Annotated in this window: 16 protein-coding genes; 8 read left to right on the top strand and 8 right to left on the bottom strand. The window is 72.0% G+C overall.

Going from position 1 to position 17,216, the window contains the following annotated elements; genetic code table 11:
- Positions 1-153: 153 nt before the first annotated feature.
- The gene (locus tag LCD35_RS03875; RefSeq protein ID WP_225043715.1) at positions 154-1,398 is read right to left on the bottom strand and encodes a D-alanyl-D-alanine carboxypeptidase family protein; all 1,245 of its coding nucleotides are present in this window, start codon (positions 1,396-1,398) and stop codon (positions 154-156) included.
- Between the two features lie 540 nt (positions 1,399-1,938).
- On the opposite strand from LCD35_RS03875, the gene LCD35_RS03880 reads away from it, so the two are divergent.
- Entirely contained in the window at positions 1,939-2,166 is a 228-nt protein-coding gene (locus LCD35_RS03880) for an SCO4848 family membrane protein (RefSeq protein WP_224955942.1), read from the top strand.
- A gap of 14 nt (positions 2,167-2,180) precedes the next feature.
- Here the strand turns inward: LCD35_RS03880 and LCD35_RS03885 are convergent, their stop codons facing one another.
- On the bottom strand, positions 2,181-2,411 hold the full coding sequence (locus LCD35_RS03885) for a 4-oxalocrotonate tautomerase family protein (protein WP_224955941.1): 231 nt from the start codon (positions 2,409-2,411) through the stop codon (positions 2,181-2,183).
- A gap of 34 nt (positions 2,412-2,445) precedes the next feature.
- The gene (locus LCD35_RS03890; protein WP_224965987.1) at positions 2,446-3,216 is read right to left on the bottom strand and encodes an SDR family oxidoreductase; all 771 of its coding nucleotides are present in this window, start codon (positions 3,214-3,216) and stop codon (positions 2,446-2,448) included.
- 100 nt (positions 3,217-3,316) lie between these two features.
- On the opposite strand from LCD35_RS03890, the gene LCD35_RS03895 reads away from it, so the two are divergent.
- Complete coding sequence (locus LCD35_RS03895) at positions 3,317-4,168, top strand: helix-turn-helix transcriptional regulator (RefSeq protein ID WP_224955939.1); 852 nt, start codon at positions 3,317-3,319, stop codon at positions 4,166-4,168.
- 179 nt (positions 4,169-4,347) lie between these two features.
- Here LCD35_RS03895 and LCD35_RS03900 read toward each other — a convergent pair whose 3' ends face one another.
- The 4 genes from LCD35_RS03900 to sdhC all read right to left on the bottom strand — a co-directional run bounded on the left by LCD35_RS03900 (position 4,348) and on the right by sdhC (position 7,855).
- Positions 4,348-5,136 carry a succinate dehydrogenase iron-sulfur subunit gene (locus tag LCD35_RS03900; RefSeq protein ID WP_224955938.1) on the bottom strand — a complete coding sequence of 263 codons (789 nt, stop codon included), beginning with the start codon at positions 5,134-5,136 and terminating at the stop codon, positions 4,348-4,350.
- Positions 5,136-6,926 (bottom strand): succinate dehydrogenase flavoprotein subunit, encoded by a 1,791-nt coding sequence (sdhA, locus tag LCD35_RS03905; protein WP_224955937.1) that lies wholly within the window; start codon positions 6,924-6,926, stop codon positions 5,136-5,138. The genes LCD35_RS03900 and sdhA overlap by 1 nt, the downstream gene beginning before the upstream one ends.
- 68 nt (positions 6,927-6,994) lie before the next feature.
- Entirely contained in the window at positions 6,995-7,414 is a 420-nt protein-coding gene (locus LCD35_RS03910) for a succinate dehydrogenase hydrophobic membrane anchor subunit (RefSeq protein ID WP_224955936.1), read from the bottom strand.
- 3 nt (positions 7,415-7,417) lie between these two features.
- Positions 7,418-7,855 (bottom strand): succinate dehydrogenase, cytochrome b556 subunit, encoded by a 438-nt coding sequence (sdhC, locus tag LCD35_RS03915; RefSeq protein ID WP_224955935.1) that lies wholly within the window; start codon positions 7,853-7,855, stop codon positions 7,418-7,420.
- Between the two features lie 416 nt (positions 7,856-8,271).
- Between sdhC and LCD35_RS03920 the strand changes: the two genes are divergently transcribed.
- From LCD35_RS03920 to LCD35_RS03945, 6 genes are all read left to right on the top strand, one after another.
- Positions 8,272-9,438 (top strand): BMP family protein, encoded by a 1,167-nt coding sequence (locus tag LCD35_RS03920; protein ID WP_225043716.1) that lies wholly within the window; start codon positions 8,272-8,274, stop codon positions 9,436-9,438.
- Positions 9,439-9,687: 249 nt separating this feature from the next.
- Complete coding sequence (locus LCD35_RS03925; RefSeq protein WP_224955933.1) at positions 9,688-11,259, top strand: ABC transporter ATP-binding protein; 1,572 nt, start codon at positions 9,688-9,690, stop codon at positions 11,257-11,259.
- Positions 11,259-12,320, top strand: a complete 1,062-nt coding sequence (locus LCD35_RS03930) for an ABC transporter permease (RefSeq protein ID WP_224955932.1) — start codon at positions 11,259-11,261, stop codon at positions 12,318-12,320. The genes LCD35_RS03925 and LCD35_RS03930 overlap by 1 nt, the downstream gene beginning before the upstream one ends.
- Entirely contained in the window at positions 12,317-13,573 is a 1,257-nt protein-coding gene (locus LCD35_RS03935) for an ABC transporter permease (RefSeq protein WP_224965985.1), read from the top strand. The genes LCD35_RS03930 and LCD35_RS03935 overlap by 4 nt, the downstream gene beginning before the upstream one ends.
- Before the next feature lie 119 nt (positions 13,574-13,692).
- Positions 13,693-14,070: a cytidine deaminase gene (locus LCD35_RS03940; RefSeq protein WP_224955930.1), complete on the top strand. Its 378-nt coding sequence runs from the start codon at positions 13,693-13,695 to the stop codon at positions 14,068-14,070.
- 285 nt (positions 14,071-14,355) lie between these two features.
- Positions 14,356-15,633, top strand: coding sequence for a thymidine phosphorylase (locus LCD35_RS03945; RefSeq protein WP_225043717.1), 1,278 nt, complete (start codon positions 14,356-14,358; stop codon positions 15,631-15,633).
- A 137-nt stretch (positions 15,634-15,770) separates the two neighbouring features.
- Here the strand turns inward: LCD35_RS03945 and LCD35_RS03950 are convergent, their stop codons facing one another.
- Complete coding sequence (locus tag LCD35_RS03950; RefSeq protein ID WP_224955928.1) at positions 15,771-16,976, bottom strand: apolipoprotein A1/A4/E family protein; 1,206 nt, start codon at positions 16,974-16,976, stop codon at positions 15,771-15,773.
- Between the last annotated feature and the right edge of the window lie 240 nt (positions 16,977-17,216).

Genomic DNA, 17,216 nt, shown 5'->3' on the forward strand with positions numbered 1-17,216 from the left:
GACCGGCTCGGGGTAGCACCGTCCGGGCGGCCCGAGCTGCGTCTTCCGGGGACCGCCCGCCGCTCGACTCCTACCAACGAGAATGCCGGGTTCCGGTTCCGGTCGGACCGGTGCGATTACCCGAGTACTACCTAGCCCGTCCGGGTGATCAGGTCACGGGTGGTCCGGCCCGCGGTTCGCCGCGCGCCGGGCCGCGGCGAGCCGGGTGCGGCGCCTGCGCAGCACCGCGAACGCCCCGGCGACCACGATGATCAGCACGGCCAGCGCCGTCAGCGGCACCCCGACGGTGCCGAACATGGGCGAGCTGGGCAGGTCCCCGTCCGCGGCGGCCTGGGCGGCGGGCTCCTCGGGCTCCTCGGACGGCTCCGGTTCGGTGACCAGCTCGCCGACCGAGGTGCCGGGCGGGAGCGAGAAGCCGTGGTCGAGCAGCTGCATGGTGAACTTCGACTGCCGGACCGGCTTGTTCTCCCCGCGCATCAGCACCGCGACGAGCCGCCTGCCGTCGCGTTCGGCGGCGGCGATGAACGTGTGCCGGGCGTCGTCGGTGAACCCGGTCTTGCCGCCGAGCGCGCCCGGGTAGTTCCACAGCACCGCGTTGTCGCTCTCCACCGGCAGCGGCGGGCCACCCGGCTTGCCGGGCAGCGTGGTCTCGCGGACCGATTCGGCGTGCGCGAACTCGGGGTGCCGCATGGCCTCCCGGAAGATCAGCGCCAGGTCGTAGGCGGAGGTGCTCATCCCCGGGCCGTCCAGCCCGGACGGGGTGGCGGCGCGGGTGTCGTGCGCGCCGAGTTCGTCGGCGAGCGCGTTCATCTTCCGCACGGTGTCGTCGATGCCGCCGAGCTTCCTGGCGAGCGCGTGCGCCGCGTCGTTGCCGGACTGCATGATCAGCCCGGCCAGCACCTGCTCGACGCTGTAGGTGGTGCCGGGTTCCAGGCCGACCCGGCTGCCTTCCTGGTCGGCGTCGTCCTGGGTGACCACGAGCGTGTCGGAGAGGTCGAGCTCGCGGATCGCGACCAGCGCGGTGAGCACCTTGATGGTGGACGCAGGCCGGTGCCGGGCGTGCGGGTCGCGGGCCGCGAGCACTTCCCCGGTGTCCAGGTCGGCCAGCACCCACGACTGGGAAGCGATCGGGTCCAGCGCGGCCGGCGGTGCGCCGGGCGCGTTGATCTCGCCGCACTCGCCGAGCCGCGCACCGCCGACCGGCTCGTCCGGCACCGGCAGCGGTTCTGGGACGGGTTCGCCCGGAGCCGGGACCTCGGAGGTGTCGACGGCGGGCGGCGGAGCGGCGGCACCGGGGCACCCCGCCGGTTCCTGCGCGGCTGCGGTCAGCGGCGCGCCGCCCAGCAGCACGAGCGCGGTGCACCCGGCGGCGACGAGCCTGCCCGCGACGCGCCGCACGTCCGCGGCATTCGGTGCGAATGCCGGATTTCTCGGCGGGAAGGGGTGGGATGTGCGGACCGGGGCGACCGGGTGGTGAGCTCTCGCGGGCACGCGCTCAGGCTAGCGAACCGGATCCCGCCGCGACCCCCGGTCCGCCGGAAACCCTTCGGTTCTGTGGTCGGGCGGCGGGACCCCACGGCCTGCTTTCCCACCTCTGCCGGGCAGCACGGGGATGGCGGAACCGCAGCGGTTTCCCCGCTGGAGGTCGATGTCCACTGCGTCGGTCCGTGCACGGGGAAGTCGCCGTCCTCGCGGGGAAAGGCCTGCGACCCCGCGGGTGGTCGCTCAGCGGATCCGCCGCTGACCGGGGGACGGCGCGGCCCGCCGCGCGGGATCGAGGACCGTTCGCCGGAGGCCGCGGAGCGCGCCGGGCGGGCGCCCACCCGCCGAGAGCCGGCTCACTCGGGAGCGAGAGCCGGCCCACTCGGCAGCGAGAGCTGGGCCACTCGGGAGGTGGGCGCCGGGCCGGGCCGCCGGATGCGGGGAGATACTGCCCCCGTGACGTTCTCCCGCCGTACCGCCCTGTTCCTGCTCGCCTTCGGCGTGTGGTCGTGGCTGCTGTGGCCGACGTTCTTCCGCAACATCTGGGTGAGCGAGAACTCCTGGCAGGCCGGTTCCCCGACGCCGTTCCTCTACGTGCACTTCGTGATCGCCGCGGTGTCGCTGGTCCTGGGCACCGCGATCGGCGTGCTGGGCTGGCGCGCGTTCCGCGCGACCCGCCGCTGACCCTCCGGCGCGCCCTACCCGGCGTCCGGCGCGGTTCCCGCCCCGCCCTGCAGCGCGGCGAGCGTCAGCACGTTCCCGCCGATGCCCCAGCCGCCGTCGGCGACGTCCTCCACGAGCACGAGCGTGGTGGCGCGGGCCCGTTCGCCGAAGACTTCGGCGTAGAGGTCGGTGACGCGGTGCACGAGCCGTTCCTTCTGCTCGGCGTCGAGGGTTCCGGCGGGCACCTTCAGGTTCGCGAACGGCATGTCTTCCTCCTCCAGCAGATCGTCGCGCTTCCGGTCAGGCCGCGTTGCCGTGCGGGTCGGCGGCGTCGAGGGCGGCCACCACCTGGTCGAACTCGCCGCGGACCTCCGAGTAGCGCAGGAACTTGACCCGCTCGACGAGGATCTCCCGCGCGTCGGGGTCGGCTTCCAGCAGCGCCATCACCTCGTCGATGAACTCGTCCAGCGGCATCGCGTGCGCGCTCTCCCGGTGCCCGGGCATCAAGTCGGTCTGCACCGCCGGCGGCGCCAGCTCCTGCAGCCGCACGCTGGTGCCCCGCAGTTGCAGCCGCAGCGATTCGGTGAGCATGTGGATCGCGGCCTTCGAGGCGTTGTAGCTGGGCGTCACGCGCAGCGGGGTGAACGCGAGACCAGAACTCACGGTGAGGATGGTCGCGTCCGGCCGCCCCTGCAGGTGCTCGATGAACTCGGCGATGAGCCGGATCGGCCCGAGCACGTTGGTGGCGATGACGTCCTCCGCCGATTCGAGGAACCCGGCGGGGTCCCGCCAGTTCTCGGCGCGCATGATGCCCGCCATCGGGACGAGCACGTTCAGGTCGGGGTGGCGTGCCAGCACCTCGGCGGACGCGGCGCGGATGCTCGCCGGGTCCAGCGTGTCGATCCGCTGGGTGTCGATGCCAGGGTGCTCGGCGGCGATCTGCGCGAGGAGCTCCTCGCGCCTGCCGCCGACGATGACGGTGTTGCCCTTCTCGTGGAAGCGCAGCGCGAGGGCCAGGCCGATGCCGCTGGTGGCGCCGGGGATGAAGAGGGTGTTTCCGCTGATGTGCATGCCACGAGTCTGCGGCGGTGCCGTCCTCACGTGCAGAGATCGGTTATCGGGGGATCGGCGGTCCCTGGTCGGCGTCACCGGCCGGGTCCATGCTGGTGGCATGGATCGACCCGCGCTCGCCACCTTCCTCACCCGCCGCCGCGAGGCGCTGCGCCCCGCGGACGTGGGCCTGCCCCCGGGCGCGCGCAGGCGCACCCCCGGGCTGCGGCGGGAGGAGGTCGCCTCGCTGGCGGGGATGTCCACCGACTACTACACGCGGCTGGAGCAGCGCCGCGGCCCGCACCCGAGCGCGCAGCTGCTGACCGCGCTGGCCAGGGCGCTGCGGCTCAGCGACGACGAGCGGGACTACCTGTTCCAGGTGGCCGGGCACAACCCCCCGCGGCGGGTCCTGGCGTCGGCGCACGTGGCCCCGGCGCTGCTGCGGGTGCTGGACCGGCTGGACGACACGCCGGCGCTGATCCTGTCCCCGCTGGGGGAGACGCTGGTGCAGAACCGGATGGCCTGCGCCCTGCTCGGCGACCGCTCCGGCTACACGGGGCTGGCCCGCAGCGAGGTCTACCGCTGGTTCACCGACCCGGAGCACGAGCGCCGCATGTACCCGGAGGCCGACCGGGACCGGCAGAGCCGCGCGCAGGTCGCGAACCTGCGGGTCGGCTACGGGCTGCTGGGCGACGCCTCCGCCGCCGGTGACGTGGTGCGGGCGCTGCTGCGGGAGAGCGCGGAGTTCGCCGAGCTGTGGCGGCGCCACGAGGTCGCGAAGCGCTTCGAGGACCACAAGACGCTGCTGCATCCCGAGGTCGGCGCGATCGAGGTGGACTGCCAGGTGCTGTTCACCGAGGACCAGACCCAGGCGCTGCTGGTGCTCACCGCGGCCCCCGGCAGCGACGGCCACGCCAAGCTGGAACTCCTCAACGTCGTCGGCCACGAACGCTTCACCAGCCCCCAGCGCTGACCTGGCGAACGCGGAAGCGCCGCCCCCCCCCGCCCCGCGGGGCGGGGGGGGCGGGGCGGGGGGGCGGGGGCCGCGCCCCCCCCCGCCCCCGCCCGAGGCCCCCGCGGTCTGCGGCGCGCAGCCGGGGGGGGGGGGGGGGGGGGGGGGGGGGGGGGGGGGTGGGGGGGGGGGGTGCCGGGTCAGCGGCGGCGGAACATGAGGGCGCGCTTGACCTCTTGGATCGCCTTGGTGACCTGGATGCCGCGGGGGCAGGCGTCCGTGCAGTTGAACGTGGTGCGGCAGCGCCACACGCCGTCCACGTCGTTGAGGATGTCCAGGCGCTCCTCGGCGGCCTCGTCGCGGCTGTCGAAGATGAACCGGTGCGCGTTGACGATGGCGGCGGGACCGAAGTACGAGCCCTCCGACCAGTACACCGGGCAGGACGTGGTGCAGGCCGCGCACAGGATGCACTTGGTGGTGTCGTCGAAGCGCGCGCGCTCGGCGACGGACTGGGTGCGTTCGCGGGTCGGCTCGTTGCCCGAGGTGACCAGGTAGGGCTTGATCGCCCGGTAGGCCTCGAAGAACGGTTCCATGTCGACCAGCAGGTCCTTGTGCACCGGCAGGCCCTTGATCGGCTCGACGGTGATCGTCGTCTCGCCGTTCTTGGCCAGCAGGTCCTTCATGAGGACCTTGCAGGCCAACCGGTTGACGCCGTTGATGCGCATCGCGTCCGAACCGCAGACGCCGTGGGCGCAGGAGCGCCGGAACGTCAGCGAGCCGTCCACGTACCACTTGATGTAGTGCAGCAGGTTCAGCACGCGGTCGCTGGGCAGCGCCGGGATCCGGAAGGACTCCCAGTGCAGGTCCTCGTCGACCTCCGGGTTGAACCGCTGGATCTTGACCGTGACCATCGTGGCGCCCTCGGGGATGGGCGGGGCGTCCGAAGGCAGGTCGGTGGTCTGTTCGGTGTTCGTCACGGTTGCGGTCATCAGTACTTACGCTCCATCGGCTGGTACCGGGTGACGACGACGGGCTTGTAGTCCAGCCGGATGTCGGACTGGAAGCCGGTCAGTCCCAGTGGCGCGTTCGGATCCTCGGCGTCGGGCAGCTGCTTGTACGACATGCTGTGGCGCATGAAGTTGGTGTCGTCGCGGGCGGTGTAGTCCTCGCGGGCGTGCCCGCCGCGGGACTCCTTGCGCGCCAGCGCCGCGTTCACCAGCGACTCGGCCAGGTCCAGCAGGAAGCCGAGCTCGATGGCCTCCAGCAGGTCCGAGTTGAACCGCTTGCCCTTGTCGTGCACCGCGATCCGGCCGTAGCGCTCCTTGAGCGCCTGCACGTCCGACAGCGCCTGCTTCAGCGTCTCCTCGGTGCGGTACACCGAGGCGTTGGCGTCCATCGTCTCCTGCAGCTCGGTGCGGATCGTGGCGACCCGCTCCCCGCCGTGCGCGGTGCGCAGGTGCTCGACCATGCCCTCGACGAGCTTGGTGGGCTCCTCCGGGAGTTCCACGTGCTCGTGCGCGTTGGCGTACTCCGCGGCGGCGATGCCCGCGCGGCGGCCGAACACGTTGATGTCCAGCAGCGAGTTCGTGCCCAGCCGGTTCGAGCCGTGCACCGACACGCAGGCGCACTCGCCCGCGGCGTACAGCCCCGGCACGGTGTGCTCGTTGTCCCGCAGCACCTCACCGGTGATGTTGGTGGGGATGCCGCCCATCGCGTAGTGCGCGGTCGGGTACACCGGCACCGGTTCGGTGGTCGGCTCCACACCCAGGTAGGTGCGGGAGAACTCGGTGATGTCCGGCAGCTTCTGCTCCAGCACGTCCGCGCCGAGGTGCGTGACGTCGAGCAGCACGTAGTCCTTGTTCGGACCGGCGCCGCGGCCTTCCAGCACCTCCAGGGCCATGGAGCGGGCGACGATGTCGCGCGGCGCCAGGTCCTTGATCGTCGGGGCGTAGCGCTCCATGAACCGCTCGCCGTCGGCGTTGCGCAGGATGCCGCCCTCGCCGCGGACCGCCTCCGAGATGAGGATGCCCAGGCCGGCCAGGCCGGTCGGGTGGAACTGGTAGAACTCCATGTCCTCCAGCGGCAGGCCCTTGCGGTAGATGATGCCCATGCCGTCACCGGTGAGGGTGTGCGCGTTGGACGTCGTCTTGAAGACCTTGCCGAAACCGCCGGTGGCGAACACGACGGCCTTCGCCTCGAACACGTGGATCTCACCGGTGGCGAGCTCGTAGGCCACCGCGCCGGTGCAGACCTGCTCGCCGTCCTCGCCCTCGCTCATGGTGACGTCGAGGACGTAGAACTCGTTGAAGAACTCCACGCCGTGCTTGATGCAGTTCTGGTACAGCGTCTGCAGGATCATGTGGCCGGTGCGGTCCGCGGCGTAGCAGGCCCGGCGCACCGGGGACTTGCCGTGGTCGCGGGTGTGCCCGCCGAACCGGCGCTGGTCGATCTTGCCTTCGGGCGTCCGGTTGAACGGCAGCCCCATCTTCTCCAGGTCGAGCACCGAGTCGATGGCCTCCTTGGCCATGACCTCGGCGGCGTCCTGGTCGACGAGGTAGTCGCCGCCCTTGATGGTGTCGAAGGTGTGCCACTCCCAGTTGTCCTCTTCGACGTTGGCCAGCGCGGCGCACATGCCGCCCTGCGCCGCGCCGGTGTGGGAGCGGGTGGGGTACAGCTTCGTCAGCACGGCGGTGCGGGCGCGCTGGCCCGACTCGATCGCCGCGCGCATCCCGGCGCCGCCGGCGCCGACGATGACCACGTCGTACTTGTGGTGTTGCATGGTCGCCTCCTAGGGCCGCTGGCGAGGCCGTCCGCTCACGGCGTGGCCTCGAAGCCTGCGCTGTGTCGTCAGCCGATGTTCGGGTCGAAGGTGAAGAGCACGAAGGTGCCCAGACCGACCGTGAGCAGGACCGAGACGTACAGCAGCATCTTCAGCCAGAACCGGGTGGCGTCCTTGCGGGAGTAGTCGTTGATCACGGTGCGCAGCCCGTTGCCGCCGTGCAGACCGGCCAGCCACAGCATCGTCAGGTCCCAGAACTGCCAGAACGGGGAGGCCCAGCGGCCCGCGACGAACGCGAAGTTGACCCGGTGCACCCCGCCGTCCAGGAACAGCATGATCAGCATGTGCCCGAGGACCAAGAACAGCAGCAGCACGCCCGACAGGCGCATGAACAGCCAGCTGTAGAGCTCGAAGTTGCTGCGGCGAGCGGCCGGGCGGTGCGGGGACCGGGGCTTGTCGACCGACAGCGGCGCGTCGATGGTGGTCATGGGTCAGTGCCCCCCGAACAGTTCCGTGACGGCGCGCGTGAGCATGCTGATGGCGGCGGGCACGATCAGCACCAGCCACACCACCAGAACGGTCCAGAGCATCGGCTTCTGGTATTTCGGCCCGTTCGACCAGAAGTCGACCAGCATGACGCGGATGCCGTTGAACGCGTGGAACAGCACCGCCGCGAGCAGACCCAGTTCGAACAGGATCATGATCGGGCTTTTGTAGGTTTCGATGACCGTGTCGTACGCCTCGGGCGATACCCGCACGAGAGCGGTGTCCAACACGTGCACGAACAAGAAGAAGAATGTGAGCACGCCCGTGATCCGGTGCGCTACCCACGACCACATGCCCAAGTCACCGCGGTAGAGGGATCCCTTGGCACGAGGGTTGCCCTCGCGCTGGGGGGCCTCCGCCGCGGAGGCGGTGGTGCTGGCCATGGTGGAAGGCCTCCAACGTCGCTGGTGGACTGACGGCCCGTTCGGGAACATGACGACCGGTCCGAGTCGTCGTCATTCGTACGCCCGTCACCGGCCACCTGAACAAGGCCTGGACTTCTCGGATGCTAGACCTGCACCATCCGCGCGGCCTACTCGCCTGTGCTCTGTGTGATCGACCAGACAGGGGCCCCTACCTGGTGGATCGATGTAGAAATCAACTCGTGACACCCGCGCAATGCCCAAGCAGCAGGGTCAAGCCTTAATTTCGAGAGCCACGTCACCGGACGTGCGTGCGCATCGGCCCGCATTTTCCCGCGAAGGGAGCGGGCCGCGGTCCGCGCCCCGCGATTCGCTCCGATCCGGAGCGGTCACCGGGGCGCGGAGCTGTGCGGCGGTTTTTCGAAAGGGGAATGGCGATGCGGCGAACGGCCGGCCCGGCAGGGGAATCCGGGCGGGGGTGGCGGCGCCCCGGCGCCGCGTTGACCGCGGTGGCGCTGGCGGGGGTGCTGGCGCTGTCGGGCTGCGCCAAGGACGCCCGCGGCGGCGGGGGCGCCGTCGAAGGGCAGCCGTGCCGCACCGAGCAGGCACCGGCGGTGACCGGACCCGCCACCACGTCGAAGCGCGCCGACGCGCCCGCCCCCGACGCGAGCCGGCTGCGGGTGGGGCTGGCGTTCGACATCGGCGGCCGCGGCGACGCGTCGTTCAACGACTCCACCGTCGCCGGGCTGGAGCGGGCGAAGTCCGAGATGGGGCTCGCGGAGACCAAGGAGCTCGACGCCGCCGCCGGTGAACCGGAGGACGCCAAGCAGACCCGGCTGCGCCAGCTGGCCCGCGAGGGCTTCAACCCGGTCATCGCCGTCGGCTACGCCTACGCGGACTCGGTGAAGGTGGTGGCCCCCGAGTTCCCGGGCACGAAGTTCGCGCTGATCGACGAGGAGATCGACGGCGTCCCGAACGTCACCTCGCTGGTGTTCGCCGAGGAGCAGGGCTCGTTCCTGGTCGGTGTGATCGCCGCGCACAAGTCGCGGACCTGCAGCATCGGTTTCGTCGGCGGAGTGGAGACGCCGCTGATCCAGAAGTTCCAGGCCGGTTTCGAGCAGGGCGCGAAGGCCGCCGCGCCGGACGTGCGGATCCAGACCGACTACCTCACCCCGGCCGGCGACTTCTCCGGTTTCCAGGACCCGAACAAGGGTTCCGAGGTGACCCGGGGCCAGCTCGACGCCGGCGCCGACGTCGTCTACCACGCGGCGGGCGCCTCCGGGAAGGGCGTGTTCGCGGCGGCGGCCGGGGCGGACGCGATGGCCATCGGCGTCGACTCCGACCAGTACGCGCAGCCGAACGTGGCGCAGTACAAGGACGTGATCATCACCTCGATGCTGAAGCGGATCGACCTGGCCGTGTTCGACTACCTGGCGGCCGTCGCGCGCGGCGACCTGTCCGCGGTGCCGCCGAAGTTCGACCTGTCGATGGACGCGGTCACCTACTCCACCTCCGGGGGGAAGGTGGACGACCTCACCGAGGTCGCCGACGCCTACAAGGCCGCGATCTCCCGCGGCGACATCCAGGTCAGCCCCACCCCGTGACCGCGCGGCGGGGGGCCCGAGTTCCCGAGCTCGTGCGGCCCCGCGCACGCCCGCCCGCGCAGCAGCGCGGAACCGGGACACCAGCGCGCCCGCGCGGAAGCGGAGCGCGTGGAACCGAGCAGCACCGCGCCCGCGCGGAACCGAGCACCGCCACCGCGCGCCGGCGCGGAACCGAAGCAGCCCACCGCGCAGCAGCGCGGCCCGGAGATCCCGCCGCGCGACGGCGCGCGGCCCCGGAGACGGAGTCAGATGAGCACCACCAGACCGGACGATCCCGGTCCGCACCCTGCCGCGCCCGGCACCCCCGAACAGGGGCCGCCCGCCGTGGCGCTGCGCGGCATCACCAAGTCGTTCCCCGGCGTCGTAGCCAACTCCGACGTGCACCTGACCGTGCGCGCCGGCGAGGTGCACGCGCTGTGCGGGGAGAACGGGGCGGGCAAGTCCACCCTGATGAAGATCCTCTACGGCATGCAGTCGCCGGACGAGGGCACCGTGGAGCTCGGCGGCGAGCGGGTGCGGCTGCGCACCCCCGCCGACGCGATCCGGCACGGCGTCGGCATGGTGCACCAGCACTTCATGCTCGCCGACAACCTCACCGTGCTGGAGAACGTGGTGCTCGGCGCCGAGGGCGAGCACGGCATCGGCGCCCGGGCCCGGCGCCGCGTCGTCGAACTCGCCGCGCAGGCCGGGTTCGCGGTGCGGCCCGACGAGCTCGTGGAGCGGCTCGGGGTCGCCGACCGGCAGCGGGTGGAGATCCTCAAGGTCCTCTACCGCGGCGCCCGCACGATCATCCTCGACGAGCCGACCGCGGTGCTGGTGCCGCAGGAGGTCGAGGAGCTGTTCACCACGCTGCGCGCCATGCGGGAGCGCGGCTTCACGTTCCTGTTCATCTCGCACAAGCTGGACGAGGTGCTGGCCATCGCCGACGCGGTCACCGTGCTGCGCCGCGGCACCACCGTGGGCACCGTGCCCGCCGCCGAGGTGAGCACCCGCGAGCTGGCCGAGCTGATGGTCGGCAGCGAACTGCCCGACCCGTCCACCGGCGACTCCACCGTCACCGACCGCCCGGTGCTCACCATCACCGGGCTGTCCGCGGTGGACGGTGAGCGGGCGGTGCTGGACGACGTCGACCTCGTGGTGCGCGCGGGCGAGGTCGTCGGCATCGCGGGCGTCGAGGGCAACGGGCAGACCGAACTCGTCGAAGCCGTGCTCGGGATGCGGCCGATCAGCGCGGGCGGCATCCGGCTCGGCGACACCGACCTGACCCGGCTGTCCACGCTGCGCCGCCGCGCCGCGGGCATCGGCTACGTGCCCGAGGACCGGCACCGGCACGGCCTGCTGCTGGACGAATCGCTGTGGTTCAACCGGATCCTCGGCCACCAGACCCGCCGCCCCGCCGCGCGCGGGCCGTGGCTGGACCGGGCGGGCGCGCGCGCCGACACCGAGCGCATCGTCGCCGAGTTCGACGTGCGCACCCCCGGCATCGACGTGGACGCGGTCGCGCTCTCCGGCGGCAACCAGCAGAAGCTCGTCGTCGGCCGCGAGCTCTCCGGCGACCCGAAGCTGCTCATCGCCGCGCACCCAACCCGGGGCGTGGACGTGGGCGCCCAGGCCGGGATCTGGGCGCACCTGCGCACCGCCAGGGCCGCCGGGCTCGCGGTGCTGCTGATCTCCGCGGACCTCGACGAGCTGATCGGGCTGTCCGACACGATCCGGGTGCTGTTCCGCGGCGCGCTCGTCGCCGAAGCCGATCCGCGCACCGTCACGCCAGAACGGCTCGGCGCGGCCATGACCGGGACGACCGGGGGAGGTGCGGACTGATGGGGGAGAAGCGCTCGACCCTGCTGCCGCCGGTGCTGGCGATCGCGTTCGCGGCGGTGCTGTGCGGCCTGGTGCTGCTGCTGTCCGGGGCGAACCCGATCGCGGCGCTCGGCGAGATGATCACCCAGGTGGGTCGCGGCACCACGGCCGTGGACATCGTCAACACCGCGGCCGCCTACTACCTGGTGGCGCTGGCCGCCGCCGTCGGGTTCCAGATGAACCTGCTCAACATCGGTGTCGAGGGCCAGTACCGGCTCGCGGCGTGCGTGGCGGCCATCGTCGGCGGCTCGCTGAGCCTGCCGTTCGGGGTGCACGCGCTCGTGGTGGTCGTCGTCGGCGCGGCCACCGGTGCCGCGTGGGCCGGCATCGCCGCGCTGTTGAAGGTCTACCGCGGCGTGTCCGAGGTGATCTCCACGATCATGCTGAACGTGCTGGCGGGCGGCGTGATCGCGTTCCTCGTCAAGCAGTTCGGCGAGCTGCGCGGCAACACCCAGGGCACCGCGCTCATCGGCGAATCCGGGCAGGTGCCGGGAATTCCACTCGGCTCGGCCGGAACCGTGTTCGGGCTGGTGCTGCTGGCCGTCGCGGTCGGCGTCGGTTACTGGGTGCTGCTCGGCCGCACCCGGTTCGGGTTCGAGCTGCGCGCCACCGGGCTGTCGCCGACCGCGGCGCTGGCGGGCGGGGTGAGCTCGAAGAAGATGGTGCTGGGCGCGATGCTGCTCTCCGGTGCCGTCGCGGGCCTCGCCGGGCTGCCGGAGATCCTCGGCCGCGACCACACGTTCACCATCACCTTCCCCACCGGCTACGGCTTCGCCGGGCTGGCCATCGCGCTGCTCGGGCGCAACCACCCGGTGGGGGTCGCGTTCGGCGCGCTGCTGTGGTCCTTCCTGGACAAGAGCTCGCTGACGCTGGACAACATCGGCGTACCGAAGGAGATCGTGATCATCTTGCAGGGCACGATCGTGCTGTCGGTCGTCGTCGCCTACGAACTGGTGCGCCGCCGCAGGCTCGACGCCGAGCAGCGCCGCGTCGGCCAGGTCCTGTCCGGAGGTGCGGTATGACCGCCACGCTCACCCCCGACATCGCCCCGCCGGTGGCGCGGCGGCGCCCGATGCCGGGCTGGGGCCGCGCGATGCTGTGGGTCGCCGTCGCGGTCGTCGCGGTGTCCTTCACCTCGTACGCGACCGGGCTGCCGGAGCTGACCGCCTCCGGCACCGTGCAGTCCGCGGTGCGCCTCGGCGTGCCCATCCTGCTCGCCGGGCTCGGCGGGCTGTGGGCCGAACGCGCCGGTGTGATCAACATCGGGCTGGAGGGCATGATGGTCCTCGGCACCTGGGGCGGAGCCTGGGCCGGGTACCAGTGGGGGCCCGTCGCGGGGCTCGTCGCCGCGGCCGCGTTCGGCGCCGTCGGCGGCCTCGTGCACGCCGTGGCGACCGTGAGCTTCGGGGTGAACCACATCGTCTCCGGCGTCGCCGTCAACCTGCTCGGGCTCGGCGTCACCCAGTACCTGGCGAGCCTCGTGTTCGAGCCGATCTCGCAGAACCCGCGGGAATCACCGCCGGTGCCGAAGTTCGACACCTACTCGGCCTACCCCTTCGGGGAATGGTTGCGCTCGCTGGAATCCCTGCAGCGGGTGGGGATCTCCGACGCGGCCGGCATCATCGGCGGGCTCGTCACCGGGGTGTCGCCGCTGACCATGCTCGCGTACCTGCTGGTGCCGGTCAGCTACCTGGTGCTGTGGCGCTCGCCGTTCGGGCTGCGGCTGCGGTCCTGCGGGGAGAACCCGGTCGCCGCCGCCTCGCTGGGCGTGCCGGTGCAGCGGTACAAGTACCTCGCGGTGATCGTCTCCGGGGCGCTGGCCGGGCTCGGCGGGGCCGCGCTCATCCTCAACCCCGGGCAGGCCGGATACCTGGAGAACCAGACCAACAACCGCGGCTACATCGGACTCGCGGCGATGATCTTCGGGAACTGGCGGCCGGGCGGGCTGCTCGGCGGGGCGGCGCTGTTCGGCTACTCCGACGGGCTCCAGCTGCGCAGCGGCGAGACCACGGTGCACGCGCTGTTCTACGCGGCCACGCTGGTGCTGCTGGTCGTCGCGGCCGTGCAGGTGTACCGGCGCCGGTGGTTCGGCGCGGGCACCGCCGCGGTGAGCGCCGCCGTCACGTACTCGGTGTACTGGTACACCGACGAACTGCCGGAGGAGCTGACCGCCTACACCCCGCACCTGGTCACCCTCGTGGTGCTCGCGGCGGCCGCGCAGCACCTGCGGCCACCCGCCGCGATCGGCGTCCCGTACCGCCGCGGCGAGGACTGACCGCGCGTCCGCCGACCGGTCCCGGGCACCGCGCCCGGGGCCGGTCCGCACGGCGGCAGCATTCCCGCGGCGCACGTGCGAAGGTCGTCGGGAAGATCGGAACCAGCTCGGGAGCGGATGTGGACACCATCAACTGGGAGGCCCTGCGGGCCGCGGCGGTCGAGGTCGCGGCGAAGGCGTACTGCCCCTACTCGAAGCTCCAGGTCGGTGCGGCCGCGATCTGCGACGACGGGCGGCTCGTCGTCGGCTGCAACGTGGAGAACACGTCCTACGGGCTGACGCTGTGCGCCGAGTGCACGATGGCCGGGCAGCTGCGGCTCACCGGCGGCGGCCGGTTCGTCGCCGTCGCCTGCCGCAGCGGCGAGGGCGAACTGCTGATGCCGTGCGGGCGGTGCCGCCAGCTGCTGCAGGAACTCGGCGGCCCGGACTGCCTGGTGGACACGCCGCGCGGTGTGCTCCCCATGAGACAAGTCCTCCCGGACGCCTTCGAGCTGTGAAAGGCCTCCCGGGTCGTCTTGCTGGGCGGGGTGGGTGGCGGAACCTCAGCGGCTTCCTCGCTGCGGGATCGATTTCACCGGTGGCTCCGCCACAGGAGAAATCGCTGTCCTCGCGAGGAAACCGCTGAGAACCCGCGGCGGTGCCGGTTGCTCGGGTGGTCGCCGCTCAGCGGCTTCGCCGCTGACAGGAACGGGCCGGGGGTTCTTCGGTGTCGCGGGGGGTGGGGAAGTGATCTGATCGGGATGGCGCTCGGCAGCGGGTCGGGCTCGGTGGAGGGGAATGGCATGGCGCACTCGGTGGTCGACGTGATCCGGGCGAAGCGGGACGGCGGGCGGCTCGCCGACGAGCAGATCGACTGGGTGGTGGACGCCTACACCCGGGGCGCGGTCGCCGACGAGCAGATGTCCGCGCTGGCCATGGCGATCCTGCTGCGCGGCATGGACCGCGCCGAGATCGCCCGCTGGACCGCGGCGATGATCGCGTCCGGGGAACGGCTGGACCTCGGCGGCCTGCCCCGGCCCACCGTGGACAAGCACTCCACCGGCGGCGTCGGCGACAAGATCACGCTGCCGCTCACCCCGCTCGTCGCGGCCTGCGGCGCGGCGGTGCCGCAGCTGTCCGGACGCGGCCTCGGGCACACCGGCGGCACGCTCGACAAGCTGGAATCGATCCCGGGCTGGCGGGCCGGGCTCACCGCCGCCGAGATCCGCGCGCAGCTCGGTGAGATCGGTGCCGTGGTGTGCGCCGCGACCGAGGGCATCGCGCCCGCCGACCGCAAGCTGTACGCGCTGCGCGACGTCACCGGCACCGTCGAATCCATCCCGCTGATCGCCAGCTCCATCATGAGCAAGAAGATCGCCGAAGGCGCCGGATCGCTGGTGCTGGACGTGAAGTGCGGGTCCGGCGCGTTCATGAAGGACCAGCGGCAGGCCCGCGCCCTCGCCGACGAGCTGGTGTCCATCGGCACCGCGCACGGGGTGCGCGCCAGCGCGCTGCTCACCGACATGTCGGTGCCGCTGGGCGTCGCCGTCGGCAACGCGCTGGAGGTCGCGGAGTCCGTCGAGGTGCTGCAGGGCGGCGGGCCCACCGACGTCGTCGAGCTCACGCTGGCCCTGGCGCGCGAGATGCTCGCGCACGCCGGTCTGTCCGATGTGGACCCGGCCGAGGTGCTGGCTTCGGGGAAGGCCTACGACGCGTGGCGCACGATGATCGGCGCGCAGGGCGGCGACCCGGACGCCTCGCTGCCGCGCGCCGCCCACGTGGAGACCATCCCCGCACCGGAGGACGGCGTGCTGTCCACGTTGGACGCCTACGCGGTCGGCCTGGCGGCGTGGCGGCTCGGTGCCGGGCGGGCCCGCAAGGAGGACCCGGTGCGGCACGCCGCGGGCGTCCGCTGCCTCGCCAAGCCCGGTGACCGGGTCACCGCGGGCGCCCCGCTGCTGGAGCTGCACACCGACGAACCCGACCGGATCCCCGCCGCCCGCGAGGCGCTGACCGGCGCGATCACCGTCGCCGCCGCGCACGCCCCGGCCGATCTGATCATCGACACGATCCGGCCCTGACCGCCCGGGCGAACGGCCCTCCCACCCGATCGACGCGGGCGAGCGGGCCGCGCACCCGGTGCGGGAACGCGGCAGGGGGGCGGCTCCCGGAGGAACCGCGGCCCTGTGCTGCTGCGGAGATCAGTCGTGCTGCGAGATCAGGCGCTCTCGGCGGCGTAACCCTCGTCGGAGGAGTCGTCGGAGCCCAGCGCCTTGGTGTCGCCGTCGCGCTTGGCGCTCTTCGAGCGACCGCGGCCGCGCTGCTGGCGGGGCAGCGTGGTGGGCGGCGGCGGGCTGGACGGGCCGCTGCCGCCGAGGATCAGCTCGGCGAACGTGGCCATGGCCTCGTCGAGCTGGCCGGCGTGCTTGCGCTCGGTCTCCTCGCTGGCCTCGCGCACCATCGAGTTCACCGCGTCGGAGTCCGGGCGGGACGCGAGGGTGCCGCTGATCTGCGACAGGTTCTGCGCCAGCGTGCCGCCGAGCTCGCCGAGCCCGGTCTTGACGCCCTCTTCGACCGTGTCCAGCCGGGTGCTGACGCCCTGCTCGACCGCTTCGATGCGGGTGTGCACGTTGTCCTCGACGTTGTCCAGCCGCCCGGAGACGCGGTCCAGCCGCTCGGTGAGCTGTTCGAGGCGCTCGGCGAGCTTGTCGAGCTTGTCCGTCGGGTCCACCGCGGGGCGCTGCGCGAGGGCGTCGATGCCGGTCTGCAGCTGGTCGCGGCCACCGGTGACGGCTTCGGTGACGGCGTTCTGCACGCCGCTGCCGGTCTCGGTGACGGCGCGCTGCAGCGTCTCGCGGGTGCCGTCGAGGTGCTCGTGCACGCCCTCGTCGATCTCGGCGAACCGGCCGCGGAGGCTGGTCTCCAGGCCGTCGATGCGCTCGCGGACCGGGACGGTGACCGAACCGGGCAGCGCTTCCAGGCGGGAGTCCTGCTTGTCCAGGTGGCCGCCGAGCTCGTCCAGGCGCTTGTGGATGTGCGCGAGCTTGTCCTCCAACCCGTCCATCCGGCCGGCGACGCCGTCGAAGCGGCCGGACACGCCGTCGAGGCGGCCGTCGAGCTGCGCGAAGGGCTTGGCGAGTTTGTCGAACAGGCCCTCCACCGCTGCCTTGACGTCACCGATCACGCCGTCCTGGGCGTCGATCTTGGTGAGGGCTTCGTCGACGCGCTCGGTCAGCACGCCGAGCTCGGTGCGGTCGGGGAGTTCGGACAGCCGCTTGCGAACCGAGCCCAACGATTCCAGCGGAGACATCCGGGCGTGGATCTCGTCGAGTGCGTCGAAAATCTGCTGCTGCTCGCTCTCGCGGATTTCGGCCGCACGCGTGAGCATGTTCCGCATGCGGTCGAAGGACATGTTCTCGTTCACGGCTCGGACGTCCTTCGTCGAGGGGCAGGGTGAGGACTAATGGAGCGTAGCTAGTCGTTTCCCGCGTTCCCAGCCACCCCCGGATACATTGAGTGAGCTTCGGGTGAACCATCACTCCGAAAGGTTGCCGGGAACTGGGCCGTTCAGACCAGCGGTGCTGTATGTCAATAGGTCGCTGGAGTTGCGCTTGGTCTTTCCGGGTGACTTCCCTGGCGACGTGCATTCGGGTGGTCTTCGGCA

Source organism: Saccharopolyspora sp. 6V (genome assembly GCF_020176785.1).
In the GTDB taxonomy this organism is placed as follows: domain Bacteria; phylum Actinomycetota; class Actinomycetes; order Mycobacteriales; family Pseudonocardiaceae; genus Saccharopolyspora_C; species Saccharopolyspora_C gregorii.